19 protein-coding genes are annotated in these 18,634 nt (G+C 58.7%); 12 read left to right on the top strand and 7 right to left on the bottom strand.

All coding sequences use genetic code 11. The features are described 5' to 3' along the window. The first annotated feature begins 18 nt into the window (after nucleotides 1-18). From phnF to phnP, 11 genes are read left to right on the top strand one after another with little or no spacing between them, the layout of a single operon-like run. Nucleotides 19-744 (top strand): phosphonate metabolism transcriptional regulator PhnF, encoded by a 726-nt coding sequence (gene phnF / locus RY075_RS01875; RefSeq protein WP_003860215.1) that lies wholly within the window; start codon nucleotides 19-21, stop codon nucleotides 742-744. Next, nucleotides 745-1,197, top strand: a complete 453-nt coding sequence (phnG, locus tag RY075_RS01870) for a phosphonate C-P lyase system protein PhnG (protein ID WP_003860217.1) — start codon at nucleotides 745-747, stop codon at nucleotides 1,195-1,197. Beyond that, complete coding sequence (phnH, locus tag RY075_RS01865; RefSeq protein ID WP_048209965.1) at nucleotides 1,194-1,778, top strand: phosphonate C-P lyase system protein PhnH; 585 nt, start codon at nucleotides 1,194-1,196, stop codon at nucleotides 1,776-1,778. Before phnG ends, phnH begins: the two co-directional genes overlap by 4 nt. Next, the gene (locus RY075_RS01860) at nucleotides 1,778-2,842 is read left to right on the top strand and encodes a carbon-phosphorus lyase complex subunit PhnI (RefSeq protein ID WP_109949080.1); all 1,065 of its coding nucleotides are present in this window, start codon (nucleotides 1,778-1,780) and stop codon (nucleotides 2,840-2,842) included. Before phnH ends, RY075_RS01860 begins: the two co-directional genes overlap by 1 nt. Continuing rightward, a complete protein-coding gene (phnJ, locus tag RY075_RS01855) occupies nucleotides 2,835-3,680 on the top strand; it encodes an alpha-D-ribose 1-methylphosphonate 5-phosphate C-P-lyase PhnJ (RefSeq protein WP_006810438.1) in 846 nt (281 codons plus the stop codon). The genes RY075_RS01860 and phnJ overlap by 8 nt, the downstream gene beginning before the upstream one ends. After that, nucleotides 3,677-4,432, top strand: a complete 756-nt coding sequence (gene phnK, locus RY075_RS01850) for a phosphonate C-P lyase system protein PhnK (protein WP_003860225.1) — start codon at nucleotides 3,677-3,679, stop codon at nucleotides 4,430-4,432. The genes phnJ and phnK overlap by 4 nt, the downstream gene beginning before the upstream one ends. A 9-nt stretch (nucleotides 4,433-4,441) precedes the next feature. Further along, nucleotides 4,442-5,122, top strand: a complete 681-nt coding sequence (phnL, locus tag RY075_RS01845; protein WP_003860227.1) for a phosphonate C-P lyase system protein PhnL — start codon at nucleotides 4,442-4,444, stop codon at nucleotides 5,120-5,122. Beyond that, nucleotides 5,119-6,255 carry an alpha-D-ribose 1-methylphosphonate 5-triphosphate diphosphatase gene (phnM, locus tag RY075_RS01840; RefSeq protein ID WP_003860229.1) on the top strand — a complete coding sequence of 379 codons (1,137 nt, stop codon included), beginning with the start codon at nucleotides 5,119-5,121 and terminating at the stop codon, nucleotides 6,253-6,255. Before phnL ends, phnM begins: the two co-directional genes overlap by 4 nt. After that, complete coding sequence (gene phnN / locus RY075_RS01835) at nucleotides 6,252-6,803, top strand: ribose 1,5-bisphosphokinase (protein ID WP_086531977.1); 552 nt, start codon at nucleotides 6,252-6,254, stop codon at nucleotides 6,801-6,803. The genes phnM and phnN overlap by 4 nt, the downstream gene beginning before the upstream one ends. After that, nucleotides 6,796-7,230 carry an aminoalkylphosphonate N-acetyltransferase gene (gene phnO / locus RY075_RS01830; protein WP_015570217.1) on the top strand — a complete coding sequence of 145 codons (435 nt, stop codon included), beginning with the start codon at nucleotides 6,796-6,798 and terminating at the stop codon, nucleotides 7,228-7,230. The genes phnN and phnO overlap by 8 nt, the downstream gene beginning before the upstream one ends. Nucleotides 7,231-7,239: 9 nt before the next feature. Further along, entirely contained in the window at nucleotides 7,240-7,998 is a 759-nt protein-coding gene (phnP, locus tag RY075_RS01825) for a phosphonate metabolism protein PhnP (protein WP_109949081.1), read from the top strand. A gap of 93 nt (nucleotides 7,999-8,091) precedes the next feature. Here phnP and yjdP read toward each other — a convergent pair whose 3' ends face one another. From yjdP to RY075_RS01790, 7 genes are all read right to left on the bottom strand, one after another. After that, nucleotides 8,092-8,406, bottom strand: a complete 315-nt coding sequence (yjdP, locus tag RY075_RS01820; protein ID WP_063944864.1) for a DDRRRQL repeat protein YjdP — start codon at nucleotides 8,404-8,406, stop codon at nucleotides 8,092-8,094. Between the two features lie 95 nt (nucleotides 8,407-8,501). Beyond that, nucleotides 8,502-10,286 (bottom strand): DUF2235 domain-containing protein, encoded by a 1,785-nt coding sequence (locus tag RY075_RS01815; RefSeq protein ID WP_063944865.1) that lies wholly within the window; start codon nucleotides 10,284-10,286, stop codon nucleotides 8,502-8,504. Between the two features lie 3 nt (nucleotides 10,287-10,289). Beyond that, nucleotides 10,290-10,808, bottom strand: a complete 519-nt coding sequence (locus RY075_RS01810) for a DUF3304 domain-containing protein (protein ID WP_021242928.1) — start codon at nucleotides 10,806-10,808, stop codon at nucleotides 10,290-10,292. 15 nt (nucleotides 10,809-10,823) lie between these two features. After that, nucleotides 10,824-11,372: a hypothetical protein gene (locus tag RY075_RS01805; protein WP_109949083.1), complete on the bottom strand. Its 549-nt coding sequence runs from the start codon at nucleotides 11,370-11,372 to the stop codon at nucleotides 10,824-10,826. Nucleotides 11,373-11,381: 9 nt separating this feature from the next. Further along, entirely contained in the window at nucleotides 11,382-12,209 is an 828-nt protein-coding gene (locus RY075_RS01800; RefSeq protein ID WP_061856757.1) for a DUF4123 domain-containing protein, read from the bottom strand. 3 nt (nucleotides 12,210-12,212) lie between these two features. Beyond that, entirely contained in the window at nucleotides 12,213-14,552 is a 2,340-nt protein-coding gene (gene vgrG, locus RY075_RS01795; RefSeq protein WP_170851283.1) for a type VI secretion system Vgr family protein, read from the bottom strand. Between the two features lie 104 nt (nucleotides 14,553-14,656). Beyond that, nucleotides 14,657-16,936, bottom strand: a complete 2,280-nt coding sequence (locus tag RY075_RS01790) for a hybrid sensor histidine kinase/response regulator (RefSeq protein WP_061856758.1) — start codon at nucleotides 16,934-16,936, stop codon at nucleotides 14,657-14,659. 182 nt (nucleotides 16,937-17,118) lie between these two features. Between RY075_RS01790 and RY075_RS01785 the strand changes: the two genes are divergently transcribed. Then, nucleotides 17,119-18,633 carry a sugar ABC transporter ATP-binding protein gene (locus tag RY075_RS01785; protein ID WP_109948765.1) on the top strand — a complete coding sequence of 505 codons (1,515 nt, stop codon included), beginning with the start codon at nucleotides 17,119-17,121 and terminating at the stop codon, nucleotides 18,631-18,633. Nucleotide 18,634 lies beyond the last annotated feature (1 nt).

The following is an 18,634-nucleotide window of genomic DNA, read 5'->3' as shown; positions in this document are numbered from 1 at the left end:
AGCGAGGCTTTGATTGGTATGCACTTATCCAGACATCCGACCAGTTACCCCACCCGCTGGCAAGAGATTGCGGCAAAGCTCGAAGTGGAGCTGCGCACGCACTATCGCTGCGGAGACTACCTGCCTGCCGAGCAGCAGCTTGCCGACCGCTACGAAGTGAATCGTCACACCCTGCGTCGTGCCATCGATCAACTGGTGGAGCGCGGCTGGGTCCAGCGTCGTCAGGGCGTCGGCGTGCTGGTGCTGATGCGTCCGTTTGACTACCCGCTCAATGCCCAGGCGCGTTTTAGCCAGAACCTTCTCGATCAGGGCAGCCACCCCACCAGCGAAAAGCTGCTGTCTGTCCTGCGCCCGGCCTCCCGCCACGTGGCGGACGCGCTGGGGATTCAGGAGGGCGACAACGTCGTTCACCTGCGCACGTTGCGCCGGGTGAACGGCGTGGCGGTCTGTCAGATCGACCACTACTTCGCGGACCTCACCCTCTGGCCCGTTCTGCAACATTTCGCCAGCGGTTCCCTGCATGATTTTCTTCAGGACGCGACGGGTATCGTGCTCAAACGCACCCAGACGCGCATCAGCGCCCGCCGCGCGCAGGCGAAAGAGAGCAAGGTGCTGGAGATCCCCAACATGGCCCCGCTGCTCTGCGTGCGCACCCTCAACCACCGTGACGGCGACGTCAACGCAACGGAATACTCCGTCAGCCTGACCCGCGCCGACATGATTGAATTTACCATGGAGCACTGAATGCACTTCGACACCTCCACTCGTCAGCGCTGGATGCGCGTGCTGGCCCACAGCCAGCCTGCTGCGCTGGCTGCCCGCATGAACGCGCTCGGCCTGACGCCGGATTACGACACGATCCGCGCGCCGGAGATCGGCCTGGTGCAGATCCAGGCACGCATGGGCGGCACCGGCGAGCGCTTCTTCGCCGGCGATGCCACCCTCACCCGCGCGGTGATCCGCCTGAAAAGCGGCACGCTGGGCTACGGCTACGTACTTGGGCGCGACAAAACGCACGCCGAGCGCTGCGCAGCGATCGACGCGCTTTTACAGGAACAGCCGCATTTTCAGACGTTAATGGAAACCCTTATTGCCCCGCTGGAAGCTGACCGCGCCGCACGCCTTGCCGCGCGTCAGGCCGAAGTAAATACCAGCCGGGTCGACTTCTTTACGCTCGTTCGCGGAGACAACGCATGACGCTTCAACCTGCTTTTACCCTGGCCGTCCAGGATGCCCAACAGAGTTTCCGTCGACTGCTGAAAGCCATGAGCGAGCCGGGCGTCATTGTCTCGCTGCACCAGCTCTCCCAGGGCTGGCTGCCGCTGAACCTCGCCTCTACCAGCGTGCTGCTGACGCTGGCGGACAACGACACCCCGGTATGGCTGTCAGGGGCATTGCTGAACGATATCGCCAGCCAGAACCTGCGCTTTCACACCAACGCGCAGCTGGTCGATCAGCCCCAGCAGGCGGTCTTCGCCGTGGCCGACGAGCAAATCAGCCATGAGCAACTTAATGCCCTGAGCGAAGGCAGCGCCGTCGCACCGGAAACCAGCGCTACGCTGATTTTGCAGGTCTCCAGCCTGAGCGGTGGCCGCATGCTGCGCCTGACGGGGGCAGGGATCGCCGACGAGCGGATGGTCGCCCCCCAGCTGCCGGAGTGCATCATTCATGAGCTGACCGAGCGCCCGCATCCGTTCCCGCTCGGTATCGACCTGATCCTGACCTGCGGCGAGCGCCTGCTGGCGATCCCGAGAACCACTCACGTGGAGGTGTGCTGATGTACGTTGCCGTCAAAGGGGGCGAGAAGGCGATCGCCGCCGCCCATGCCTTGCAGGAGCACAGACGCCGGGGGGATGACGCCTTACCCGAGCTGAGCGTCGCCCAGATTGAACAGCAGTTAAACCTGGCCGTCGACCGCGTGATGACCGAAGGCGGCATCGCAGACCGCGAGCTGGCGGCGCTGGCGCTGAAACAGGCCAGCGGCGATAACGTGGAAGCCATCTTCCTGCTGCGCGCTTACCGCACTACGCTTGCGAAGCTGGCGGTAAGCGAGCCGGTGAAAACGGCGGAAATGCGTTTAGAGCGCCGTATTTCTGCGGTGTACAAAGATATTCCTGGCGGCCAGCTGCTTGGTCCGACCTACGACTACAACCATCGCCTGCTGGACTTCACTCTACTGGCGAACGGTGAAACACCGCAGCTCAGCGTCTCTGACGCTGAACAAGACGCCTCTCCGCACGTCTTTAGCCTGCTGGCAAACCAGGGGCTGGCGAAGGCGGAAGAGGACACCGGCAGCACACCGGATGACATCACCCGCACGCCGCCGGTCTATCCCTGTTCGCGCTCGTCCCGCCTGCAACAGCTGATGCGCGGCGATGAAGGGTATCTGCTGGCGCTGGCCTACTCCACGCAGCGCGGCTACGGGCGCAACCACCCGTTCGCTGCAGAGATCCGCAGCGGTTATCTCGATGTCGAAATTGTGCCGGAAGAGCTGGGTTTTGCGGTGAACATCGGCGAACTGCTGATGACCGAGTGCGAAATGGTCAACGGTTTTGTCGCGCCAGAGAATGAAGATCCGCATTTTACCCGCGGCTACGGGCTGGTGTATGGCCTGAGCGAGCGCAAGGCGATGGCGATGGCGCTGGTTGACCGTGCGCTCCAGGCGCCGGACTACGGCGAGCATATTGCAGGCCCGGCACAGGACGAAGAGTTCGTGCTGGCCCACGCGGATAACGTTGAGGCCGCCGGCTTTGTCTCGCACCTCAAGCTGCCGCACTACGTCGATTTCCAGGCCGAACTGGAACTGCTGAAACGCCTGCAACGGGAGCGCGCCAATGGCTAACTTAAGCGGCTACAACTTTGCCTATCTGGACGAGCAAACTAAACGCATGATCCGCCGCGCCATCCTTAAGGCTGTGGCGATCCCCGGCTACCAGGTGCCGTTCGGCGGCCGCGAAATGCCGATGCCCTACGGCTGGGGCACCGGCGGTATTCAGATCACCGCCAGCGTGATCGGCGAAGCGGACGTGCTGAAGGTCATCGACCAGGGGGCAGACGACACCACCAACGCCGTGTCGATCCGCAACTTCTTTAAGCGCGTAACGGGCGTCAACACCACTGAAAAAACCGAAGACGCGACGCTGATCCAGACCCGTCACCGTATTCCGGAGACCCCGCTGACTGAAGATCAGATTTTGATTTTCCAGGTGCCGATCCCGGAGCCGCTGCGTTTTATCGAGCCGCGGGAAACCGAAACCCGCACCATGCACGCCCTGGAAGAGTACGGGATCATGCAGGTCAAACTGTATGAGGACATCGCCCGCTTCGGCCATATCGCCACCACCTACGCCTATCCGGTGAAGGTGAACGGCCGCTACGTGATGGACCCGTCGCCGATCCCGAAATTCGATAACCCGAAGATGGACATGATGCCCGCCCTGCAACTTTTTGGTGCCGGACGGGAAAAACGCATCTACGCCGTACCGCCGTACACCCGTGTGGAGAGCCTGGATTTTGACGATCACCCGTTTACGGTGCAGGAGTGGGACGAGCCGTGCGCCATCTGCGGCTCGAAGCATAGCTATCTGGATGAAGTGGTGCTGGACGACACGGGCAAACGGATGTTTGTCTGCTCCGACACCGATTACTGCCGCCAACAGAGCGAGGCGAACAGCCAATGAAACCGCTGCTTTCGGTTAATAACCTGACTCACCTTTATGCGCCGGGCAAAGGCTTTAGCGACGTGTCGTTTGAGCTGTGGCCGGGCGAAGTGCTGGGCATTGTCGGCGAGTCCGGCTCCGGTAAAACCACCCTGCTGAAGTCCATCTCCGCGCGCCTGACGCCGCAGAATGGCGACATTTTGTATGAGGGCGTGTCACTGTATGGCATGAGCGAAGCCGAGCGCCGCCGCCTGCTGCGCACCGAGTGGGGCGTGGTGCACCAGCACCCGATGGACGGCCTGCGCCGTCAGGTATCGGCGGGAGGCAACATCGGCGAACGGCTGATGGCCACCGGCGCGCGCCACTACGGCAACATCCGCGCCACGGCGCAGCACTGGCTGGAAGAGGTTGAAATCCCCGCCTCGCGCATCGACGACCTGCCGACCACCTTCTCCGGCGGCATGCAGCAGCGTTTACAGATTGCCCGCAATCTCGTCACCCATCCGAAGCTGGTGTTTATGGATGAACCGACCGGTGGGCTGGACGTCTCCGTGCAGGCGCGCCTGCTGGATCTGCTGCGCGGCCTGGTGGTGGAGCTGAACCTGGCGGTAGTGATTGTCACCCACGATTTAGGCGTTGCGCGCCTGCTGGCGGACCGCCTGCTGGTGATGAAGCAGGGTCAGGTGGTGGAAAGTGGGCTGACCGATCGGGTGCTCGACGATCCCCATCATCCGTACACCCAACTGCTGGTGTCCTCGGTATTACAGAATTAAGAGGCCAACATGATCCACGTTGAAAATGTCAGTAAAACCTTTGTGCTCCACCAGCAAAACGGTGTCCGCCTGCCGGTACTGCAAAATGCCTCATTAGAGGTCAGCAACGGCGAATGCGTGGTGCTGCATGGCCATTCCGGCAGCGGAAAATCCACCCTGCTGCGCTCCCTGTACGCCAATTATCTGCCGGACGAAGGCCATATCCATATCCGCCATAACAATGAATGGGTTGATCTGGTCCAGGCTCCCGCGCGCAAAGTGCTGGAAGTACGCCGCTCGACGATCGGCTGGGTCAGCCAGTTCCTGCGGGTGATCCCGCGGATCTCCGCCCTGGACGTGGTCATGCAGCCTCTGCTGGATCTCGGCGTGCCGCGCGAAACCTGCGCCGCTAAAGCCGCCAGCCTGCTGACGCGTCTCAACGTACCGGAGCGTCTGTGGCACCTCGCCCCGTCGACCTTTTCCGGCGGCGAGCAGCAGCGCGTCAACATCGCCCGCGGTTTTATCGTCGATTACCCGATTTTACTCCTGGATGAACCCACCGCCTCGCTCGACAGTAAAAACAGCGCAGCGGTGATAGAACTGATCGAACAGGCCAAAGCGCGCGGCGCGGCGATCGTCGGGATCTTCCACGACGACGCCGTACGCCATCGCGTGGCGGACAGACTGCACCCGATGGGGACAAACGTATGATTATCAATAATGTCAGGCTGGTGCTGGAAAATGAGGTCGTGAACGGCTCGGTTGAGGTGCGGGACGGTGTCATCCGCGCCTTTGCCGAAACCCAGAGCCGCTCACCGGACGCGATGGACGGCGAAGGCGGCTGGCTGCTACCGGGGCTGATTGAGCTGCATACCGATAATCTCGATAAATTCTTCACCCCGCGCCCGAAGGTGGACTGGCCTGCGCATTCAGCGATGAGCAGCCACGATGCGCTGATGGTCGCCAGCGGCATCACCACGGTGCTGGACGCGGTGGCGATCGGCGACGTGCGCGACGGCGGCGATCGCCTGGAGAACCTGGAGAAGATGATCAACGCCGTGGAGGAGACGCAAAAGCGCGGCCTCAACCGCGCCGAGCACCGCCTGCACCTGCGCTGCGAGCTGCCGCACCACACCACCCTGCCGCTGTTTGAGAAGCTGGTGGGCCGCGAGCCGGTCTCGCTGGTTTCCCTGATGGATCACTCGCCGGGACAGCGCCAGTTCGCCAACATTGAAAAGTATCGCGAATACTATCAGGGCAAATATTCTCTCAGCGACGCGGAGATGGCCCGTTACGAAGAAGAGCAGCTGGCGCTGGCGGCCCAGTGGTCGCAGCCGAATCGCCTCTCCATTGCCGCTATGTGCCGGGACCGTAATATTGCCCTGGCCAGCCATGATGACGCCACGCACGATCACGTGCGCGAATCCCACCAGCTTGGGAGCGTGATCGCCGAATTTCCCACCACGTTCGAGGCGGCAGAAGCATCGCGTAAGCATGGCATGAACGTCCTGATGGGCGCGCCGAACATCGTACGCGGCGGGTCGCACTCCGGCAACGTGGCGGCAAGCAAGCTCGCCTCGCTCGGCCTGCTGGATATCCTCTCCTCTGACTATTACCCCGCCAGCCTGCTGGACGCGGCGTTCCGGGTGGCGGACGATGAGGGCAACAGCTTCACGCTGCCACAGGCGATTCGCCTGGTGACAAAAAACCCGGCCAGCGCGCTCAACCTTCACGATCGCGGTGAGATTGCCGAAGGCAAACGGGCAGACCTGGTGCTGGCGCACCGCAAGGGCGAGCACGTTCATATCGACCACGTCTGGCGTCAGGGAAAAAGGGTGTTCTGATGGGAAGACTCATCTGGTTAATGGGCCCGTCCGGCTCCGGGAAGGACAGCCTGCTGTCGGCGTTACGGCAGCGGGAACATTCACAGCTGCTGGTAGCGCACCGCTACATTACCCGCGCGGCAAACGCCGGGAGTGAAAACCATATCGCCCTGAGCGAGCAGGAGTTTTTTACCCGCGCCGGGCAAAACCTGCTGGCGCTGAGCTGGCATGCCAACGGTTACTACTATGGCGTCGGCATCGAGATCGACCTCTGGCTGCACGCGGGCTTTGACGTGCTGGTCAACGGCTCGCGGGCGCATCTCCCGCAGGCTCGCGCCCGGTACGAAGCGGCGCTGCTCCCGGTCTGTTTGCAGGTTTCCCCGGACGTTCTGCGTAGCCGGCTGCAAAAGCGGGGGCGCGAAAACGCGCGCGAGATCGACCAGCGGCTGGAACGGGCGGCGCGTTACACCCCGTCGGGTTGCCATCTCCTCAATAACGACGGAAGTTTGCTACAGTCAGTCGAGACCTTTCTATCGCTTATTCGCCAGAAGGAGAAACAACATGCCTGACTGCCAGCTTCGCCCCGCCACCGCCGACGATGCGCCGATCGTTTACGCGCTGATCTGCGAACTTAAGCAGGCCGAGTTCGATCATCAGGCCTTTCACGCCGGGTATCTGGCCAACTTGCAGGATCACAATATGCGCTACCAGCTGGCCGAGCTGGACGGGCAGATCATCGGGATGATCGGCCTGCATATGCAGTTTCACCTGCACCACGCCCGCTGGATCGGCGAGATCCAGGAACTGGTGGTGATGCCGCAGGCGCGCGGATTAAAAGTGGGCAGCCAGCTGCTGGCCTGGGCAGAGGACGTCGCACGGCAGGCAGGCGCCGAGCTGACCGAGCTTTCCACCAGCGTGAAGCGCGTGGACGCGCACCGTTTTTATGTTCGTGAAGGGTATACGCAAAGCCATTTCCGCTTCACCAAACCGCTGTAGAGGTGCGTTATGAGTCTGACGATCACGCTGACAGGAACCGGAGGGGCGCAGCTGGTGCCGGTGTTTGGCTGCGACTGCGCGGCGTGCCGACGGGCGCGTTTACAGGAAAATTATCGCCGTCGCCCCTGTAGCGCGGCGGTGAAATTCAACGATGCGGTCACCTTGCTGGACGCGGGTATTCCACACCTGATGGACGACTGGCCTGCGGGCAGCTTCCAGCAGTTTTTGCTTACCCATTATCATATGGATCACGTTCAGGGGCTTTTCCCTCTGCGCTGGGGCGTAGGCGCCACCATTCCCGTCTACGGTCCGCCAGACGAGGCAGGCTGTGACGATCTGTTCAAACATCCGGGCATCCTGGATTTCAGCCACACGGTGGAGCCGTTTGTGACGTTTGAACTTCAGGGCCTGCGGGTGACGCCGCTGCCGCTCAACCATTCAAAACTCACGTTTGGCTATCTGCTGGAGTCCGCCCACAGCCGCGTGGCGTGGCTGTCTGATACCGCCGGACTGCCGGATAAAACGGTGACGTTTCTGCTAAACAATCAGCCGCAGGCGATGATTGTCGACTGTAGCCATGAACCGCGCCCGGAGACGCCGCGCAACCATTGTGATTTGAATACGGTGGTTGCGCTGAACGAGGTGATTGGCTGTCCGCAGGTGATCCTGACGCATATCAGCCATCAGTTTGACGTGTGGATGATGGATAACCCGCTACCGGAAGGGTTTGAAGCGGGCTATGACGGGATGGTGCTGGCGCTGGACTAGCTTTCTCTCTCTCCCCGTGGGAGAGCGCCGGAACGGATTTTCTCCCTCTCCCTGTGGGAGAGGGCCGGGGTGAGGGCATCAGGCCGCACGGTATCACCTATCGTAATCATCCTCTAACCGCCGCTCATCTTCCTCTAACTGCCGCCGATCGTCGTCGAGCTGGCGCTGACGTTCATCCAGGCGACGGCGTCTGTCCTCGAGCTGCCTGCGGCGATCGTCATACTGGCGGCTGTCCGTACGGCGACGATCGTCATACCGATCATCATCATCACTACGGCTGCTGCCAGGGTTATAGGCGTCGTTAATCGCCTGCTGAATGTTGCCAATGGCATCATCAATCACATCGGCATGAACCTGGCCGGTCAGCGTCAGCAGGCCAAATAACAGAGCGGTAGAGTAACGTTTCATAAAGCCAGTCTCGCAGCGGTTGAGCTGGCTTTACGGTAATGAACGGCGATAGGTCGGAGTAGTGGAGGAATCTCAATTCTGTTCCGCGCGCGCCATCAGACCTCAGGCATTTCCATTGAGCGAACCACGAAAAAGTTCTGCGAGATACCCGCCCCTTTTTCCACCGTTTGCAGATCGTGCACAAACCACGCATAGATTTCTGGCGGCACAGCGTCGAGGGGAAACGGCTGCGGTTTGCCGAGATTCGCCGCGTGGAAATAGTCGAGAAACCGCTTCGCGCGCCGCAACGCTGAGTCATACACCTCAGGTACAATTTCTCTGCGCCTGTCCGCCGGGTTTTGTTCCATACTGTTTCGCATTTTGATTGCTGCATCCTTCACGTCGTCGAGCCATCCCCAGTGCTGTTGTAACACGCTGAGTTCACTGGCGTACTCTCCGGCTCTGTTTTTCGCCTCCTGCGTAATGCCAGCAAACCCCGCAGATGCCCCAGCAGAGGCCAGCGTATCGCCGCGCTGCTTTTCATATTTCATGCATTCCGTGCGGTACTGATAGTATTGACGGCCCAGCCAGTCGATATAGCTGTCCAGATGACGGTTCTGGTTTGCCGTGTTTACTGACGTAAGCGGCAATGCGCTCTGGTACGCCTTTGCCCACTGAAGAACGGACTGATTTTTGACGTTGTCCTGGACGATGAAATAAGCAGCTACATCCGTATCTGTTTTATCAAGCATCTGAAAATAAGGGAAAGGCACGCCCGCCATGGTCGCCTCACGGTACATTCTGTGCAGCGCCACCCGGCAGAGTTCCGCACTCGGTTTCTGTTCGTCCGGTTTCAGCCCCCCGCCGATATCCTCCGCGCACCCGGGATAGAGTTCTTCCTTATGCGCTGGATTACTGCCGGTGCGGTACAAGCAGCGCCAGACGCGGGTTTCATGGGCGGCAACCAGATGCAGGCTTTTCTTTACCGCTTCTGGCAGTGAGGTATCCTGGTCGATAGATTTATCCCCCAGTAATACGCTGATCCCTTTTACCGGACCGCCGAACGCAGAGATAAAGTAATCCACGCCGTTGTTGTTGCTGGCAGATGTACGCCGCGAGCAGTCAAACAACCCGGTAAAGACAATATCGACCGGTATGCCCTGGTAAGTGTATTTATCGCCCTGTTTCTTACAGATATCTTTCAGCAGACTGTCCAGGAATTTACGTGCCAGGGTAGCGCCGAGATCAAAACCGAACAGTGAAACAGAGATGAGCCTGATGGGAACCGGGCTTTTTTTAATAGCTTCTTTGTAGCCTTCTTGAAACGTTAGCTTTGTGGAGGTGATACGGGTATCGACGCCTGTTACCAGCATATCGGCTACCGTAGGATTATCACGCAGCCAGGGCGTTGATTCGATACTAACTTTTTTAACAGCATTTTTAGCCGTATCAAAGGCCAGGTTTTTCCATTCCGTCGGGTTAAGAAGTTTCTTTCCCTGATTTTTTAAAACCTCGTACCAGTTGTCGCCTTTTATAAAATCCATACCCGCTTCTTTGGCCATTTCACCGGGCTGGCCTGTTATATCATCCGTTATGCTGCCCAGACCGCTGTCCATGATGGTATGAAGTTTTTCGGCGATAGTTTCCCTAAAAGGGGTCCCTAATCCTGAAATATAAAATGCATCATAACTTTCTCGAGGAGTGTTTTGCTGTATGCTTGGGAATGCTCTATACAAGCGAGCAATATTGCTGAGGCGATGTTCTGGTGTATCCTTTTCTATATTGCGATGAATCCCATCAAAAAAGAAGCCCACATGCCATATCCGTGAACAGTTACCTAAATCAGCATCTTCCGCCTGCTGGGCCCGGTTTGCCGCGGCGATGAGACTTTCGATATCCATATGTTATTTTCCTTTTTTTAATTCTGTAGTTTGGTCATTAATATCGTGAGAGTCCGGATGATTAAATCCAGTGCTCCACCATAACCGGACAGTTTCTTCAGGCAGGAAATAAACATGGAGATAGTTTTCGCCCCACTGGCGTGCAGGCATAGTCATTACCGTGCGGCGTGTTTCTAATCTCATACCTTTAAGATATTGCTCATGCGTGATATCCAGCGTCCAGATAATTTCTGCTTTATCCCCGCTGATGCTGCCGCAGCAGGTAGCCCCACCGCCGCCATAAGCAAATGCATTCGCACCTGCCACGCCGTTTACGCTAAACTCTAAAATGGGCCTGTCAATTTCGTTGTGAATAATCAGCGTCACTGGCCCTGACGGCGGCCCCCAGATAGCAGCCCACACCGACCAGCCAAGGTAAATCACCACCGGCAATAGCAACACACCCCAGAGCCATTTTCCCCAGCGGGCATAACCCCGGTTCACCGCACCGTCAACTTTATCGAACGTTTTAAAAAATCCCATTTTAATCCCTTAAAATCAGTGCATATTCTGCCGACGTTTTTGCTCCACCCGGGCTGCAATATCGTCAGCCGTGGGACTGTTAAAACCTGTGCTCCACCATAAATAGACTTTGTCACCCGGCAGGAAATAGGTATGGAGATAGTTTTCGCCCCACTCACGTTTTGGCAAAAGAGTTGTTAGCTTGCGAGTCTCTTTACGAAGCCCTGCATTGTATTGGGCTCTTGTGGTACTGAGCGTCCAGATAATTTCTGCCTTATCCCCGCTGATGCTTCCGCAGCAAGTTGATTTACCAGGACCGGTCCCGTACGGATTGCTTTTATCACGCGCGAACGCATTCCCCCCTGCCATGCCATTCACGCTAAACTCTAAAATGGGCCTGTCGAGTTCGCTGTGAATAATCAGCGTCACTGGCCCTGACGGCGGCCCCCAGACAGCCGCCCATACCGACCAGCCAAGATAAATCACCACCGGCAGTAACAATGCCCCCCAGATCCCTTTTCCCCAGCGGGCATAACCCCGGTTAACCGCACCGTCTATTTTCTTATACGTCCTGAAGAATCCCATTCTGTATTTTCATCCCTGAGATTGCGCATGTTTGAATAACACATATTCCAGCGATACTTTTCCCTGAACCACTTTTTCGAGTGCAGCCTGAATATCATCTGACTCCAGGTTCTTTTTTCCGCCATTAAGATGATAAAGAGCATAAAGTTTTTGCTCTGTACCCGCTTTCATTTTCGCCTCTCTGGCCTTATTCAGTGCTTTTATAACCATGTCACGTTGAGCACAGGCGGGAAAATGCTGGCTGGATGGCATTTTCTGCCACGCGGCTAACACTACGGTGACAACAGGTTTATCCGTGATGTGTTGCCATTCTTCATGATTTAGCCGTATGGCACTGTCTCTGGCATTGATTACTGTTGAAGCGGGAATGTGCATCTGCTGCCATTCGTTTTCACCAGGTGCCCACCACTGAGAAATCTCCCTGAATAATAGGCTATGCCACTCACGTTCTTTCAGGCCCGCCAGCAGACGAATGACATCATGCATATAAAAACGCACTAAAGTCGCTGCTCCTTCCGGAGAAATCATTGTGCAGGCCGCAGAAAGCTGAACGGCTAACGCCCCTGCGGATTGTGAAGAGGCGATAACAGCAGTTAACCCCGGCGTTGAGGTAATACGGGCCGTTAACTCCTCTTTATCCCTTATTGCAAACAACCAGGGACCATAATCTCTGGCTTCGGTAAGTTGTGGATGAAGATACAACGAATACATAACTGCTGCGTTTTCGTTATAAAAAGCCTGAAAAGATTCTGTTGTTTGCGCCCCACCTTCCAGTAACAGAAATAAATGTGCGTTTTTCGATTCCGGTAACGCCTGGATCATATTTGTGGCATTCATTTTCTACGCTCCCTGGACAATAGCGTCATTGGCTTTGATGGCATTGAGGAGGCACTCGATGCAAATTGTTCCGTTAAGCGGTAGATACTGACCGGGAAGCAATGGAATAGGTAATGGCATGGTGGCCGGGGCCGCCGCCATTGTTCTCTTTGTTCTCCGCAGGTACGTCGCTGTCGTACCGTACTCAATCTTCCCGGCCTCAAGCCGCAGGTAGCTCCCGCCGCCAATCAGCGTGATGCGCTTTTTCCCGGCAAACGAGATGTCACTTGCTGAGCTCAGCGTCAGCTTTCTCTCCGCAAACAACCGCATGTTCGCATTTTGCGCCTGGACATCGATTGGCCCTTCGCCGGATTTCAGGCTCAGTTGACCGGTGCGGGCAAAGAGCCCCAGTTTCTCCCCGGTAAGCAGGGTCGCATTGCCCATTGCTCCGGCGCTGATATCGCCCCCGGCGTTAATGGCAACGTTTTTTGTGGCTGCCATTTGCAGGTGCTCACCGCTGGTCAGCGCCATCCCTGCCGGGGCCGAGAACAGCACGGCTTCATTGAGCGGTTTCAGCCGCTGCTCAAACATCTGTATCTGGCTGTCGATATCCGCCTTCAGCGCCTGCGCCTGCTCTGCCGCCATCTCCAGCTGCTGAAGCTGTTTCAGGCAGACGTCGATCTCCCTGAGTGCCGTGCTCATCTCCAGCACCCCGCCTGCGGCCTTCTGCTGCCCGTCCGCGGTGACAAACAGCCCCTTTGCGACGCGAATAACGCCGTGCTCATCGGTCCGGAGTTCAAAGCCTTTGCCCCGGGGCTGCTCCTGCGCGTCCACCAGATGCCCGCTGTTCAGCTGCGTTTTGCCGTACTCCGTGGCGAGCTTGATGTGCTCCTCCCCGCGCTTATCCTCCATCCGCAGCTTGTTGTTGGCGGGCGTGCGCAGCACGTTGCGGGTGTGGTTGTCGCGGGAGACAGGGTCCGGATGTTCAGAATCGTGCAGGGCATATGCGATATACGGCAGGTCAATATCACCGTTGCTGTATGCTATCGCCACTTCGGTCCCGTCGGTGAGCGGCGTGTGCCAGCCCAGCGTGTCACCGGCATACGGTTTCGCCATCCGCAGCCACAGGTAGCTGTAACCGGCTTCCGTCCCCTCCCGGTCGAAGTCGAGCTTCACCCGATAGCGGCCCTGCTCGTCAAGGTGAGCGTAAATATCATTTTTCTCCCGGCTCTCGACCCGGGCCGGAAGCGTGCCGTGGATTTCCGGACGCGGGATGTCCGCAGGGCGGAAACAGTACCGTTCGGTGTAAGGCATGCCCCACACCGACACGTGCAGGCGGGAATCACGGGCCCCCCGGAAGGTCACAAGCGTGAGGACAACACCCTCTTTCAGGGCATCAATGACATCGCCCTGCGGCTCCAGCACCTGCCCGGGCGTGAGGTGGGCAGCATTGCTGAACAGGTGAATGCGGGCTGATTTGATGAGTTCCCGCTCGTGGTGGATGCGGGCATAAAAGGCCCCGGATTCGGTTTCCGGCTCCGGGCTGGTGTCATCACCCGCCTCACGGTAAGGCGCGGCGTAGCGGTAATGCTCCCCGGTGGTGACCCCATCATGACGCACGCTGACCGTCGCATCCATCGGCGTGGTGGCTGTCCGGTAGTTGTAATCCCGCGTGGCGACGGTGCCGGTGAAACCCCTGTGCCAGGTCCGCACATCCCAGACCGATTCCGCCGCGCCGTCAAACAGACCCGAGGGCTTGCGGTACGGCAGCCGCACGTCAAACCGGTAGTTAAGCTGGCTGTCGGCAAATATGTACGTATCCAGACCGCGCACGTCGTCCATCTCCGTACGCCAGTAAATGCCCACCTCGGACAGAATACGCCGGATAAACTCAAGGTCCGTTTCCCGCCACTGGGTGATAATTTCACGCGGCGGGTAGGTGCGCGCCAGCCTGAATTCAAAATCAGGTCCCTCCAGTCCGTGCTTGCGCAGCACCTGCTCCACCACTTCCGGAACGGACTGGTTCTGAAACACGGCGCACTGCCGGGTGTATCCCAGGAGCGCCAGACGGGAACTGAGCGTGAGCCGGTAGTGAGACTGGTCTTTTGATGTGGACAGCCATTCCAGGCGGGTGACGATGCCGTGGACATTTTTGCCGCTTCGCATCCGGAAGGTGGCATATTTCATCAGCACCTGTTCCGGAGGAATGCTCGCCTGTGGGGTGGTGAACTCGATGTCCCACCGGAACGGCTCGCTCAGGGCTTCCCTGCCACGAAAACGCAAAACATCCGGCTTCACTGGACTGTCAAAAATATCCAGAAAGTAACGGGTCTGTCCGTCAAAAAGCGCCAGCCAGTTATCCATAACAAAAACCTGATAATAAATAGGGTTAAATCAGGATGGTTACATGCCGAGACGGGACTGTAAATGACTGAAACAGGAGTTAAATTCTGAAAATGAAGGACAAATCAAATTACCATCACCTTCCGCAGCGCCTGCGCCAGCTGTGCGCGGGTGAACGGTTTTCGCAGTAACTGAACGTCCGGCAGCTGTGGGTTATGCGCCGGGCGCAAATCCTGCCCGCTGATCAGCAGCACCGGCAACTGCGGATAGTGGCTGCGTACATGGCCGATCACCTCCGCACCGCTCAGGCCGCCCGGCAGCATCAGGTCGCTGATAAACATGTCGATATCCGGTGATGCGTCCAGCATGTTCAGCGCCTGCTCGCCGTTTTCGGCTTCGAGCGTCAGGTAGCCAAGCTGGTGCAGTTGCTCACACAGGGTCTGCCGCACGCCCGCCTCATCTTCCAGGACCAGCACAAGCAGCTCACTTTCTGCCGGGGCCGTGGTCGCCAGCGCGGCATCATTGGAGAACGCGGGCAGCGTCGAGCGCGGCAGCTGGAGCCGCACGGTGGTTCCCTGCCCCGGCGCGCTTTCGATCTCAACGCGCCCCCCGGACTGACGCACAAAGCCGTACACCATCGACAGCCCTAATCCGCTGCCGCTGCCGGTCTGTTTGGTGGTGAAGAACGGTTCAAAGACCTGCGATTTCACCTCCTGCGACATCCCACAGCCGTGGTCAATCACCTCCAGCGCGACCATATCCTGCCTGCGCCCGTCGCTGCGGGTCACACGCTGGTTCCAGGTGCGGATTTTAATCACACCGTTTTGCCCCTCCATTGCATCACGGGCGTTCATCACCAGGTTGATAATGGCATTTTCCAGCTGGCTGACGTCAATCCATGCGGGCCAGGCCGGGGTTTGCGCTTCAATATCCAGCGTCAGCGTGGCGGGAAGGGAGTGCCGCATCAGCTCGCTCAGGTTCTCCAGCAGCGGCTTCATCTCTACCGCATGGGGTTGCAGGGATTGCTTGCGCGAGAAGGCCAGCAGACGCTGGGTGAGCATGGCCCCGCGTTCCGCGGCTTTGAGCGCACGAGTGATGCGCGGCGCGTCCGGTGACGCTGAATCGGTCAGCTCCAGACTGCCGATAATCACCGCCAGCAGGTTATTAAAATCATGCGCCAGACCGCCCGTCAGTTGCCCGACCGCCTTCATTTTCTGGCTGTGCAGCAGCGCCTCCTCCAGCCCCTGACGTTCGATGCGGTCGACCTCCATCTGCGAGGTCTTCTCCTTAAGCAGCCGCGTGGTGTGCTCCAGCGAAGCGGTATTGCGTGCAAAAACGTTAAACGCGCGCGCCAGTTCCCCCAGCTCATCACGCCGCTGTAGTGCGGGCACCGACACATTCTGCTCTCCGTGAGCGAGACGCGACATTGCCCTTGAGATAGCCGTCAGGTTGGAGCCCAGATTGCGATAAATATACCAGCAGGCGCAGCCGGTGATGATCAGCGCCAGCACCGCGAAAACGCTGATAAACACGCTGATGGAGCGCAGCTCCTGGTGACTTTGGGCGGTACGCAGCCGGGAGGCCTGCGCCACCTGTTCAACGTACTGATTGATGTCGCGGTTTAATATCGCTACCAGCGCCTTGATGTGGAACATGTACCAGCTGATGGACAGATCGCTCTCTTCCAGCTGCTTCGACAGTGGCGCGAGCTTGCGCAGCTCATCATTAAAATCCGGGAGCACCAGGTTGACCACCGGTTGCAGGGCGCTCGCGGGTAACATCGCGGTTACTGCATCCAGCTGCTGCACCGTGGCGCGCGGTGAAGGGGTATCAATGGCGGCAACGATCAGCCTGTCCATCTCTGCAAGCTGCCGGGCGTCTGGCACATTGCTCGCGTAACGACGGTTGATATCCTGCAAATGACGCAGGTAGCTTTGGCTTTGATACAGCGCGCTGAGCAGCGCGTTACGCTCCAGATGCCGTTTTTGCCCGCGCTCCAGCATTCCCGTCACGCTCTGCTGTAACTCATTGCTCCTGCGAATAATACGCGTCACCAGCGCCGGCTCCTGCTGCGCCAGCGGCGCATCGGCAAGCTGCTCCAGCGAGTGGCGCAGCGCCATTTGCGTCTGTTTAAGCCGCTCAGCTTCGCCTTTGTACTCCAGCGCACCGACCACCTGCGACAGCCGCACCGCCGCCGTTGCCACATTGGCCGTGTCGCGCGCGAGGTTCATGCTGCCGGTCATGTCATCCAGCGTTTGCTGCTGCACCTGCTCCTGGATCTGGCTGGCATGACGAAAGCCGAGCACCGCCACGCCGCTGACCATCAGCGTTACCGCCACCACCAGCAGGTTAAATATCAGCAGGCGACCGCGGGCGCTGGTGAAGAACGGGGGGCGTGATGGCATGGGTTTGGGCTCCTCTGCGGTTTGGTGCCCTCACCCTGGCCCTCTTCCCACAGGGAGAGGGAAAAGGAAAATGTGATGGCGATTAGCTATTCATAACTATGACAAATATGAACAGCTTCTGACATTTTGCATTTACGCGCCTGTGATGAAGTGCAGATATCGACATTCACAGGAGATCCGCCATGAGCAGAACCCCGGTTTTAGAGATGCGCCACATTGCCAAAACCTTTGGCAATTTCCACGCGCTCAAGGGCGTGGATTTGACGGTTTTCCCCGGTGAGATCCACGCGCTGATGGGGGAAAACGGCGCCGGAAAGAGCACGCTGATGAAGATCCTCGCAGGCGCCTATACCGCCAGCAGCGGCGACATCCTCATCGACGGTCAGCCGTTTCACATCAAAGGGCCGAAGGATGCGCTGGCCGCAGGAATTACCCTGATTTATCAGGAGATGCAGCTTGCTCCTAACCTGACCGTGGCGGAAAACATTTTTCTCGGTAGCGAGCTGTCGCGCGGCGGGCTGGTCCAGCGCAAAGAGATGGCTGCCCAGGCCCAGGCGGTCATTGACCGTCTGGGCGCGCAGTTCAGCGCCACCGACCTGGTCATGAAACTGACCATCGCCGAGCAACAGCAGGTGGAGATCGCCCGCGCGCTGCACCGCAACAGCCGCATTCTGGTGATGGACGAACCTACCGCCGCCCTCTCCTCACGCGAAACCCACCGTCTGTTCGAACTGATTTTGCGCCTGCGCGATGAAGGGATGGCGATTATCTACATCAGCCACCGCATGGCGGAAGTGTATGAGCTTTCCGATCGCGTCAGCGTGCTACGCGACGGGCAATACGTCGGCAGCCTGACGCGCGACAAGCTCAACGCCTCCGAGCTGGTGCGCATGATGGTGGGTCGTCCGTTAAGCGACCTGTTTAACAAAGAGCGCGATATTCCGCTCGGCAGCCCGCGTCTGAACGTGCATCATCTCACGGATGACAAAAAAGTGCAGCCGTGCAGTTTGCAGGTGCGCTCCGGTGAAATCGTCGGGCTGGCAGGGCTGGTCGGCGCCGGGCGTTCTGAGCTGGCGCAGCTGATCTTCGGCGTGCGCAAAGCCACCGGCGGCATGATTGAAGTGGACGGCGAACCGGTGGTGATCCACTCCCCGCGCGCGGCCATTGAGAACGGCATCGGTTTTCTCACCGAGAACCGCAAGGAGCAGGGGCTATTTCTGGAGCTGGCGGCGCAGGAGAACATCACCATGGCGACGCTGGAGCGCGACGCCACCTTCGGCTGGCTGAACCGCAAAAAAGCGCAGTCGATTTCCGATGACGCCATCGCCCTGCTCAATATCCGCGTGCCGCATTCTCAGGTGCGCGCAGGCGGGCTCTCCGGCGGCAACCAGCAAAAACTGCTGATCTCCCGCTGGGTGGCGATAGGCCCGCGCATTCTGATTCTGGACGAACCCACGCGCGGCGTGGACGTCGGGGCAAAAAGCGAGATCTACCGCATCATGAACCAGATGGCGCGCAAAGGGGTGGCGATCCTGATGATCTCCAGCGAGCTGCCGGAAGTAGTAGGAATGAGCGACCGGGTGTACGTGATGCGGGAAGGCAGCATTGCGGGTGAACTGCACGGGCGCGACATCTCTCAGGAAAACATCATGACGCTGGCAACCGGCGTGAACGACACACATCATCAGGCGGTGTAAT

Origin of the sequence: Enterobacter sp. JJBC (assembly GCF_036936505.1) — a bacterium.
Lineage (GTDB): Bacteria > Pseudomonadota > Gammaproteobacteria > Enterobacterales > Enterobacteriaceae > Enterobacter > Enterobacter hormaechei_C.
This window is presented reverse-complemented; position numbering and strand designations above follow the sequence as displayed.